Origin of the sequence: Brevundimonas sp. SL161 (assembly GCF_049896985.1) — a bacterium.
Classification (GTDB): domain Bacteria; phylum Pseudomonadota; class Alphaproteobacteria; order Caulobacterales; family Caulobacteraceae; genus Brevundimonas.
Window position 1 is genome coordinate 21448 of record NZ_JAFCVJ010000030.1, and the last position, 8878, is coordinate 30325.

An 8878-nucleotide genomic window follows, 5' to 3' on the forward strand; every position below is an offset into this window, starting at 1 on the left:
TCAGTTCCCCTTGAACACCGGCTCGCGCCTGCCGGCGAAGGCCTCGTAGGCGCGGCGGAAATCGTTGGTCTGCATGCAGATTGCCTGGGCCTGGGCTTCGGACTCAATGGCGGCGTCCAGGCTCATGTCCCATTCGATATTGAGCTGGTTCTTGGTCATGCCGTGGGCGAAGGTCGGTCCTCTGGCCAGCGCAAGCGCCAGTTCCTGAGCCGTCGGCATCAAGGCCTCGGCCTCGACGATGCGGTTGTGGAAGCCCCAGCGTTCGCCCTCGTCGGCGGTCATCACACGGCCGGTGAACAACAGCTCCGACGCCCGCCCCTGGCCGATCTGGCGCGGCAGGATGGCGCAGGCGCCCATATCGCAACCGGCCAGCCCGACGCGGGTGAACAGGAAGGCCGTCTTCGTCTTCGGCGTGGCGATGCGCAGGTCCGAGGCCATGGCCATGATCGCTCCGGCCCCGACGCAGACCCCGTCCAGCGCCGCGATGATCGGCTGGGGGCAGCCGCGCATGGCCTTGACCAGATCGCCCGTCATGCGCGTGAACCTCAGCAGCTCGGGCGCGGCCATCCCGGTCAGCGGGCCGATGATCTCGTGTACGTCGCCGCCGGAGGAGAAATTGCCGCCCGCGCCGGTCACGATCACCACCTTGCAATCGTCCGCATGGCTCAGATCGCGGAACAGGTCGCGCATCTCGGCGTAGGATTCGAACGTCAGCGGGTTCTTCCGCTCCGGTCGGTTCAGGGTCAGGGTCGCCACACCGTCGTCATCGACGGACCACAGGAAATTCTCGGGCGGATAGTCGCGCGCCATCATCGGTTCATATCCTCTGGTGTGACGGCGTGGAGCGAGCGTTTGGCGCGCTCCAGCAGATGGGTCAGGTCTTCGGCCTCGGCCTCGCTCAGGTCGGCGAACAGGGCCTCGATCCAGTGTTCGTGCGCTGCGGCCATCAGGGCGAAGTGCGATCGGCCGAGCGGCGTCAGGCGCAGCCGCTGTACGCGCCGATCCCTCCCGTCCATGGCCTCGATAAGCCCGTCGGATCTCAGCCGCACGGCCAGGCCGGTAACGTTGCCGTTGGAGACCATCAGCATGCGCGAAACCTCGCCCATGGTCAGGCCGGCCTCGCCCGCACGGTCGAGCGCGGACAGTATGTCGAACCGGGGCAGCGTCGAGCTGAAGTCGTCGCGCAGCCGCTGGGCGATCGTACGTTCGATGGTGGTGGCGCAGGTCAGCAGCCGCAGCCACAACCTCAGCGACCGCTTGCCGTCCGGCGCGCCGCCCAGTCTGTCAGGCAGAGGGGCGGCGGCAGTCACAGTTCGCCGCCCGCGACGGGGACGGCTGCCCCGTTGACGCCTGAGGCGCCGTCGCCGCACAGCCAGACGACCGTCGCGGCGACTTCGTCGGGCGTGATCAGCCGTCCCTGGGGATTGGAGGCGGCCAGCGCCGCGCGCGCCTCGTCCTCGGTCCTCCCGGTCTTGCCGACGACAGCGTCCACGGATCGCGCCACCAGATCGGTGTCGGTGAAACCGGGGCAGACCGCGTTGACCGTGACGCCCTTACTCGCGACTTCCAGCGCCAGCGCCCGCGTCAGACCGACCAGCCCGTGCTTGGCCGCGACATAGGCGGACACGTAGGTGTAGCCCTTCAGGCCCGCCGTCGAGGCGACGTTGACGATCCGGCCCCAGCGGCGGGCCAGCATTCCCGGCAGGACCAGACGCGCGGCCTCGGCGGGCGCTTCGAGGTTCAGGGCCAGCATGGCCCGGAGGTCGGCGATGTCGGTCTTCAGGAAGGGCGCGGACGACGCCCCGCCGGCGTTGTTGACCAGGATGTCGATCGGCCCGAACCGGTCCCGCCCGGCCTCGATGGCGGCCCCCAGGGCTTCGGCGTCGGTCACATCCGCCGGGGCGGCAAAGGCGGCGGCGCCGATGCGGTCGGCGCTCTCATCCAGCCGGCCGATGTGGCGGCCGATCAGGGTGACGAGGCACCCCGCCTCGGCCAGCCGTTCCGCGGTCGCCCGACCGATACCGGACCCCGCGCCCGTCACCACCGCATGGCGTCCGTCCAGCGCGCCGCTCATACCGGTCCCGCCTGCAACTGCCGCTCCATGTTCCGGGCCAGCTGGGCAAAGCCGGCGCGGTACTGAAGGGGGGGCTGGATGCCGCGCCAGCCCAACGCGGCAGCGGCACGCAGGCTCCAGTTCGGATCGGCCAGGTGCGGCCGGGCGAGGGCGCACAGATCAGCCCGGCCGGCGGCGAGAATGCTGTTCACATGGTCGGGCTCATAGATGTTGCCGACCGCCATGGTGGCTACCCCCGCCTCGTTGCGGATGCGGTCGCTGAACGGCGTCTGGTACATGCGGCCATAGACCGGCCTCGCCTGCTCGGAGGTCTGGCCGGCCGAGACGTCGATCAGGTCGCAGCCGGCGTCGGCGAAGGCGCGGGCGATGGCGACGGAGTCCTCGGGGGTGAGGCCGTCGTCGACCCAGTCCGTGGCCGACAGGCGGACAGACATCGGCTTGTCGTCGGGCCAGACGGCGCGCAGGGCGGCGAAGACCTCGAGCGGGAAGCGCAGGCGGTTCTCCAGGGAGCCGCCGCATGCGTCCCTGCGCTGGTTGGAGACGGGGGTCAGGAAGGACGACAGCAGATAGCCGTGGGCGCAGTGCAGCTCGACCATGTCGAAGCCGGCCTCGTCGGCCCAGGCGGCGGCGCGGACGAAGTCGTCGCGGACGCGGTCCATATCGGCGCGGGTCATCTCGCGCGGGGTCTGGTCTTCGTCCGACCACGGAATGGCGGAGGCGGCGATCAGCGGCCAGCCGTCCTCAAGCGGTTGATCGGCGCGCGGACCCCAAGGCCGTTCGACCGAGCCCTTGCGGCCGGCATGGGCCAGCTGGATGGCGATGCGCGAGCCCTGGGCGTGGATGAAGTCGACGATCCGCCGCCACGCGTCGCGGTGTTCCGGGCGGTACATCCCGGCGCATCCGGGCGTGATGCGGGCGTCCGCCGAGACGTCCGTCATCTCGGTGAAGACCAGTCCCGCGCCGCCCAGCGCCCGGCCTCCGAGATGGACGAGGTGGAAGTCGTTCACCATCCCGTCTTCCGCCGAATACATGCACATGGGCGAGACGACCACGCGGTTGGGCAGGGTCAGACCTCGCAGCCGCAGGGGCGCGAACATCGGCGCGGGCGGATCGTCCGTGAGGGGAGCCCCGGCCTGATCGGCGAACCAGCGCTCGACCCGTGTCAGGAAGACAGGGTCGCGCAGGCGCAAATTCTCATGGCTGACGCGCTGGCTGCGGGTCAGCAGGCTGTAGGTGAATTGCAGCGGGTCGAGATCGACGTAGCGTTCGACGGTCTCGAACCATTCGGTGGAGTTGCGGGCGGCGCTCTGCAGCTTCAGCACCTCGACGCGGCGCTCAGCCTCATAGGCGGCAAGGCCGGCCTCAAGATCTCCCGGTTCAGTCAGGGCCCGGGCCAGTCGGATGGCGTCCTCGAACGCCAGTTTCGTGCCCGATCCGATCGAGAAATGGGCCGTGTGGGCGGCGTCGCCGAGCAACACCACCTTGCCGTCGCGCCAGTTGGCGCAGGCCACGCGCGAGAAGTTGAGCCAGGCCGATCCGCCCAGGTGGCGCGCATTGCTCATCAGCGCATGACCGCCCAGCCATCCGGCGAAAAGTGCCTCGGCCGCGCGACAGGTCTGGTCCTGATCTATCCCGTCGAAACCGAGCCCCCGCCAGGTCGCCTCGGAGCATTCAACGATGAAGGTCGAGGCCCCCGGCTCGAACTGATAGGCGTGAGCCCAGATCCAGCCATGCGGCGTCTGGACGAAGGCGAAGGTAAAGGCATCGAACGCCTGGGTCGTGCCCAGCCAGATGTATTTGTTGGGCCGCACATCGACATCGACGCCAAACACTTCCGGCGTTTTGTTGCGAACGCGGCTGTTCAATCCGTCGGCGGCTATGATCACATCGGCGTCCAGCGCGCGGACATCCCCGACCTCGCTCCGGAACCGCAGATCGACGCCCAGAGAGCGGGCGCGGTCCTGCAGGATCGTCAGCAGGCGCTTCCGCCCTATGCCGGCGAAGCCATGACCGCCCGAGCGGACAGTCTGGTCATGGATATGCACGTCGATGTCGTCCCAATGGACGAAGGCGGCCTCGATGGTCGCGGCGGTCTCGGGGTCGCCGGCCTTAAGATTGGCCAGGGTCTGGTCGGAAAAGACCACGCCCCAGCCGAAGGTGTCGTCCGGCCGGTTGCGCTCATGCACCACCACATCCAGCGACGGGTCGCGCAGTTTCAGCGAGATGGCGAGGTAGAGCCCTCCGGGCCCGGCCCCGACGACGGCGATCCTCTTTACAGCCCTGCGCGACGACATATTTTAAGCCTAAAATAGATTGGCGTCGGCGTCCAGAGTCACCCCGTTCACGTCACCGGCCCGGCGTGTTCCTCAGACCAATGTTCGACGGTCTTCCCATCGTCCTGGGTCCTCATCGGCCATAGCCGGGGTGGAGCCATGATCACCGGCCCGATTGGGCAACAGATCGACGGCGAACAGGCCAGGGAACAGATCGTCTCCGCACTGATCCTCGGCGCGCCCATCATGGTCCCGCCCGGCCGGGACGTCGGCCGATCCCCGGACCGACGACCTGGGCGGCCAGTGCATCCGGACCACCGGTGTGGATCCGAGCTGGGGCCTTCACCTCATCGACGTCGATCATTCGATGGGTCCGCTCATCGACATCGTCGCCAGACAGAGCAACGCCTAAGCAGCGGCGCGTCAGGACCGCGCCCCCCGCCCGTCTCGGTGACCGCCAGCAGGGGTAGCCGTGTGGTCTGTTTGACTTAGGCGGCCGGGTCGCTGGCGAGCGAACGCGCCAGCGCCACGACGATGCGGCGTTGATCCGCCGTCTCGATTCGCCCGTAGGCCTCGAGCAAGGCCTTCGAGCCGCTCACGGCGAACAGGTCCAGACCATCCCGAGCCCCCGGCTCGTCCGGCTCGAAGAAGGTGCTCACCGGCTGTCCGAGCGCATGGGAAATGAGCATCAGGCGCGAGGCCGACACTCTGTTGGTGCCCCGCTCATATTTCTGGATCTGCTGGAAGGTCACGCCCGTGGCCTTGGCCAGATCGGTCTGGGTGAGGCCACGCAGTTCGCGCACGGCGCGAACACGTTGGCCGACGGCAATATCGATCGGGTTAGGCGTCGCAGAAGTCATGGGATCAAGCTAGAACATTCCGCTCGGCCGACGCAACTCGCGCGCGCTCATCGCGCAGCCGACCCTCCCAGATTCCGGCTGCCAGGGCGATCATGAGGCCGTAGAACATGAGATGCAGAGTGGAGATATAGGCGCGCGCCACGACGCTGGGATCGATCAGCATGCCCACATGGCTGAGGATCGCCAGGAGCTGGAACGCGCAACCGAACAGCAGCCACACCCTGTGGGTTCTGACGAGCAGGTACAGAAACACCCCAAGATTCGCCGCGTCGATGATGAGGATGTTCCACTGCGGCGAGGTCCAGTCGGTCCAATTCTGAACGAGGGGCGAGAGGATCGAGGCGATCACGATCGAAATAGCCGCGACCCGTTCAGTGTGCGCGCCTTTCCAGATGGCCGCGCCGCACACGACGATGTTCAGGATCACACCGCCGATCTGGGCGGCCGTGGCCAGGAACAGGACGTTGTCGTTGAACATGCGGAGGCTCGCGATACGCCGTCGAGGCGCACCGCGAGCATAGCATCAAGCGGCGACCTTGAGACCCGTTGGACGCGGCAGGCTCTCTTCGGGCTTTCCGACACCCGTGCCCTGCATGATGGTATTGCCCAGTCCGACCTGCGGAGCTGCCGCCTGAAGTGCGTGATGCGCGGCAACGATCTGGTCCCGCGCCTTGCCAAGCGCACGGACCGATCCGGTGACGCCGGTCATGGCGTGGCTGCCGAGCACGGCCGACAGGTTGTTCTCGCGGCGAACGGAAGACATCGCGGCGATGAGGTGGGCCGCCTTTTCGAGGGCTGCATCGATGGCGTCTTCGGTCTCGAACAGCGCCGTCGCCAGCTTTTGTCCATATTCACGTCGTTGCATGGGGGCTCCTTCTCCCGCCTGGCGGGGGTCATGGTGGACTTCGCTTGTTGGAAGGCGGATCAGCGCAGTTGCTGGGCTTGATCCGCCGCGTGCAGAAGGTGCTGGATCATCAGCGTCGCGCCGATGGCTCCCGCGAGCAGAAAGGCGATGCCGCACGTCAGGGCGATCACCATTAGCAGGTCCCGCCCGACGCGGCCGTACTCGACGGTCGAAGATTGGCCGCGCTCGGTGGCCGATCGTGATCGGGCAACAGTACGAGCCCGATACAGATAATCTCGCGCAGCAGATCGAGCTTCGAGAGAAATGGGCTCATCTCGCGCGTCACCGCGACCAGGTGCAGGACGGCCGCTTTCTCGGCCGGTGTTTGCGCCAGGTCCTCGAAGACGGTCTCCAGATAGTCCCAGGTCCAGTTCGGTAATGTGAGGGTCAATGGGGCCTCCTTTCGTGCGAAAGAAGGCGGCGCCCGAGGCGGCATCGGCTACTCGGGACGGCTCCCCTACGGGTTCGTTCCGTAGGCCGGCGTTGATCAACAGCAGCGCAGCGTCCCGGCGCGAGGCGACGCCCAGTCGCTTGCACGCGGTCTCGATATGCTTGTCGACGGTCTTTGAGGAGATCCCGAGATCGCGCGCGATCTCCTTCGACTGGCGATGCTGTGCGACACCCACCAGGCACTGCCGTTCTCTCGCGGTGAGCTGCTTAAGCTCGTTCATCGTCCCACCCCCCGGATCAACCAACAGGGTTAGTCGATGGAAAGCAATTCCCTAAGCGTGCATCCCGCCCTTTATGTCTGAAGGCCGACATAGACGTTGTGGCGATGCCGCTGCGATCCTTCCCGAAGCGACCAGGGATCGGGACATCAAGACGCGATGGGCGGCGCTCATTTCGCAGCCCGTGAGCCGGCGGGAAAACTTTGGAGCGCGCACCGACACGGGTGTCGATGGCGTTCCGAGCGGCCGCCTGCATTCGACCCCTCCCTACAACGGCGCGACTGGCGGAACGTCGGGGCGACCGCCATGGTGCGGCGGGAGTGAATCGGAGCGTTCGGCGATGAGAACCCTGTCCCTGCACCGTCGTTCGGCGCTGACCCTGGCGGGAGGCGGTCTGCTCGCTGGCCTGGCGCCCCTGCCCGCCTTCCCGCAGTCCGAAGACTGGGCCGCGCAGACTTGGGAAGACCTGGGCGCCGATGTAAAGGCCGAGTTCAAATGGGCCTGGGACCACTATGTCGAGCGCGCCTGGGGCAAGGACGAGATCAATCCGGTTTCAGGCACGTCCCAGTCCTTCTTCATCGGGGGCCACGACCTGGGTCTGTCGCTGGTCGAGGCGCTGGACACCCTGTGGATCATGGAGCTGGACGCCGAGTTCCAGGCAGGCGTCGACTGGGTCAAGGCGAACCTGAACTTTGACATCGACGGCGAAGCCCAGGTGTTCGAGACCAATATCCGCCTGGTCGGGGGTCTGCTGTCGGCCTTCCTGGCCTGCGGCGATCCGGTGTTGCTGGAGAAGGCGAAGGACCTTGCCGACCGGCTGATGAAGGCCTTCGATGCCTCTCCGCACGGCCTGCCGTATCGCTATGTGAACCTGAAGACCGGCGCGGTGCGCGACCCCGAGACCAACCTTGCCGAGATCGGCACCCACATCTCCGAGTTTGGAGTCCTCAGCCAGCTGACGGGCGAGCCGAAATACCATGCCGCCGCGAAACGGGCCCTGATGCATGCCCTGAACATGCGGTCCGGGATCGGCCTGATGGCGGCCAACATCCACGCCGAGACCGGCCGGTTCACCAGCCGCAACGCCTCGATCGACGTCTATGCCGACAGTTTCTACGAATACCTGTGGGACGCCTGGGAGCTGTTCGGCGACGAGGCGCTGAAGGTCGCCGCGCAGGAGTGCCTGCAGGCCATGATCAACCATCAAGGCAGGCGCTACGACGGCCTGCTGTGGTTCCCGATGGTCGACTACGAGACCGGCGCGGTGACCGGCACATCGCAGACGGTGCTCGGCGCCTATCTGGCGGGGCTGCTGGGACAGGCGGGTTTCAAGACCGAGGGCGACGACTTCCTGAAGACCTACGAGACGATGCAGGATCGCTATCTGATCGTCCCGGAATCGACCGACGTCACCACCGCCCGCCCCCGCACCCTGCGCACGGGTCTGCGTCCCGAGGTGGCCGACGCCTGCCTGAACCTGTGGCAGCACGACCGCGACGACCGGTACCGCGCCATCGCGGCGACCCACTATCGCAACATGAAGTCGAGCTCGAAGGCGCCCTACGGCTACACCGCCCTGACCGACATCACGACCCGACCGATGACCCAGGGCGACAACTGCCCCGGCTACTGGTGGTCCGAGCAGATGAAATACTACTTCATCCTGTTCGCCGCGCCCAAGCGGATCGACATCGACCGGCTGGTGCTGAGCACGGAGGCCAACGTGCTACGGGGGTTTGTCCGTTCGTCCTGACGAAAAACACCCTGACGAAACGGACGAAACGGACCAAATCCTCTGTTCGCCCTCTCCGCGAAGCGTGAGTCCGAACTCTACACCCGCAGCGAACCAAGGCGCGTTCGGAAGGGTGTGCGCCCCGCCGACACTGACTGGATCAGGACTTCCATGTCGAATAGAAAAATCCGTTCGACTTAGGTGGTGTGGACAAAGTGTCTGATCCACAGTCGGATGGATGCGACGATGACGAAGCCGAGGAAGCTGTCGGCGGTCTTGTCGTATCGGGTAGCCAGTCGTCGGCTGTGTTTGAGCTTTGAGAAGCATCGCTCGACGAGGTTTCGCAGGCTGTAGATGTGGCCGTCGA

11 protein-coding genes and 1 pseudogene are annotated in these 8878 nt (G+C 66.5%); 2 read left to right on the top strand and 10 right to left on the bottom strand.

All coding sequences use genetic code 11. The features are described 5' to 3' along the window. The 4 genes from ACP7AU_RS15320 to ACP7AU_RS15335 are packed head-to-tail and all read right to left on the bottom strand — an operon-like array spanning position 1 to position 4368. Positions 1 to 810, bottom strand: a complete 810-nt coding sequence (locus ACP7AU_RS15320; protein WP_426051956.1) for an enoyl-CoA hydratase family protein — start codon at positions 808 to 810, stop codon at positions 1 to 3. Further along, a complete protein-coding gene (locus ACP7AU_RS15325; RefSeq protein WP_426039507.1) occupies positions 810 to 1310 on the bottom strand; it encodes a MarR family winged helix-turn-helix transcriptional regulator in 501 nt (166 codons plus the stop codon). The genes ACP7AU_RS15320 and ACP7AU_RS15325 overlap by 1 nt, the downstream gene beginning before the upstream one ends. Further along, positions 1307 to 2074, bottom strand: a complete 768-nt coding sequence (locus ACP7AU_RS15330; protein WP_426051957.1) for an SDR family NAD(P)-dependent oxidoreductase — start codon at positions 2072 to 2074, stop codon at positions 1307 to 1309. Before ACP7AU_RS15330 ends, ACP7AU_RS15325 begins: the two co-directional genes overlap by 4 nt. Next, positions 2071 to 4368 carry a bifunctional salicylyl-CoA 5-hydroxylase/oxidoreductase gene (locus ACP7AU_RS15335; RefSeq protein WP_426051958.1) on the bottom strand — a complete coding sequence of 766 codons (2298 nt, stop codon included), beginning with the start codon at positions 4366 to 4368 and terminating at the stop codon, positions 2071 to 2073. The genes ACP7AU_RS15330 and ACP7AU_RS15335 overlap by 4 nt, the downstream gene beginning before the upstream one ends. Before the next feature lie 114 nt (positions 4369 to 4482). Between ACP7AU_RS15335 and ACP7AU_RS15340 the strand changes: the two genes are divergently transcribed. Next, positions 4483 to 4839, top strand: a complete 357-nt coding sequence (locus ACP7AU_RS15340; protein ID WP_426051962.1) for a hypothetical protein — start codon at positions 4483 to 4485, stop codon at positions 4837 to 4839. Here ACP7AU_RS15340 and ACP7AU_RS15345 read toward each other — a convergent pair. The 5 genes and pseudogenes from ACP7AU_RS15345 to ACP7AU_RS15365 all read right to left on the bottom strand — a co-directional run. Then, positions 4836 to 5207 (bottom strand): helix-turn-helix domain-containing protein, encoded by a 372-nt coding sequence (locus ACP7AU_RS15345; protein WP_303694874.1) that lies wholly within the window; start codon positions 5205 to 5207, stop codon positions 4836 to 4838. The genes ACP7AU_RS15340 and ACP7AU_RS15345 overlap by 4 nt on opposite strands. A gap of 4 nt (positions 5208 to 5211) precedes the next feature. After that, the gene (locus tag ACP7AU_RS15350; protein ID WP_426051959.1) at positions 5212 to 5685 is read right to left on the bottom strand and encodes a hypothetical protein; all 474 of its coding nucleotides are present in this window, start codon (positions 5683 to 5685) and stop codon (positions 5212 to 5214) included. A gap of 45 nt (positions 5686 to 5730) precedes the next feature. Then, entirely contained in the window at positions 5731 to 6072 is a 342-nt protein-coding gene (locus ACP7AU_RS15355; RefSeq protein WP_426039503.1) for a hypothetical protein, read from the bottom strand. A 172-nt stretch (positions 6073 to 6244) separates the two neighbouring features. Next, a complete protein-coding gene (locus tag ACP7AU_RS15360) occupies positions 6245 to 6502 on the bottom strand; it encodes a hypothetical protein (protein ID WP_426039526.1) in 258 nt (85 codons plus the stop codon). A 112-nt stretch (positions 6503 to 6614) separates the two neighbouring features. Then, positions 6615 to 6782: pseudogene (locus tag ACP7AU_RS15365) on the bottom strand (response regulator transcription factor); the annotation flags it as partial. Positions 6783 to 7119: 337 nt separating this feature from the next. On the opposite strand from ACP7AU_RS15365, the gene ACP7AU_RS15370 reads away from it, so the two are divergent. Then, entirely contained in the window at positions 7120 to 8532 is a 1413-nt protein-coding gene (locus ACP7AU_RS15370; protein WP_426051960.1) for a glycoside hydrolase family 47 protein, read from the top strand. Positions 8533 to 8708: 176 nt separating this feature from the next. Here ACP7AU_RS15370 and ACP7AU_RS15375 read toward each other — a convergent pair. Next, positions 8709 to 8878, bottom strand: a 170-nt coding sequence (locus tag ACP7AU_RS15375) for a transposase (RefSeq protein WP_426051963.1), incomplete at its 5' end; no start/stop codon positions are given.

Bases quoted from the DNA above. Each gene is read 5' to 3' on its own strand.
- ACP7AU_RS15320 (WP_426051956.1), bottom strand. From the start codon at position 810: ATGGCGCGCGACTATCCGCCCGAGAATTTCCTGTGGTCCGTCGATGAC.
- ACP7AU_RS15330 (WP_426051957.1), bottom strand. From the start codon at position 2,074: ATGAGCGGCGCGCTGGACGGACGCCATGCGGTGGTGACGGGCGCGGGG.
- ACP7AU_RS15335 (WP_426051958.1), bottom strand. From the start codon at position 4,368: ATGTCGTCGCGCAGGGCTGTAAAGAGGATCGCCGTCGTCGGGGCCGGG.
- ACP7AU_RS15345 (WP_303694874.1), bottom strand. From the start codon at position 5,207: ATGACTTCTGCGACGCCTAACCCGATCGATATTGCCGTCGGCCAACGT.
- ACP7AU_RS15350 (WP_426051959.1), bottom strand. From the start codon at position 5,685: ATGTTCAACGACAACGTCCTGTTCCTGGCCACGGCCGCCCAGATCGGC.
- ACP7AU_RS15355 (WP_426039503.1), bottom strand. From the start codon at position 6,072: ATGCAACGACGTGAATATGGACAAAAGCTGGCGACGGCGCTGTTCGAG.
- ACP7AU_RS15370 (WP_426051960.1), top strand. From the start codon at position 7,120: ATGAGAACCCTGTCCCTGCACCGTCGTTCGGCGCTGACCCTGGCGGGA.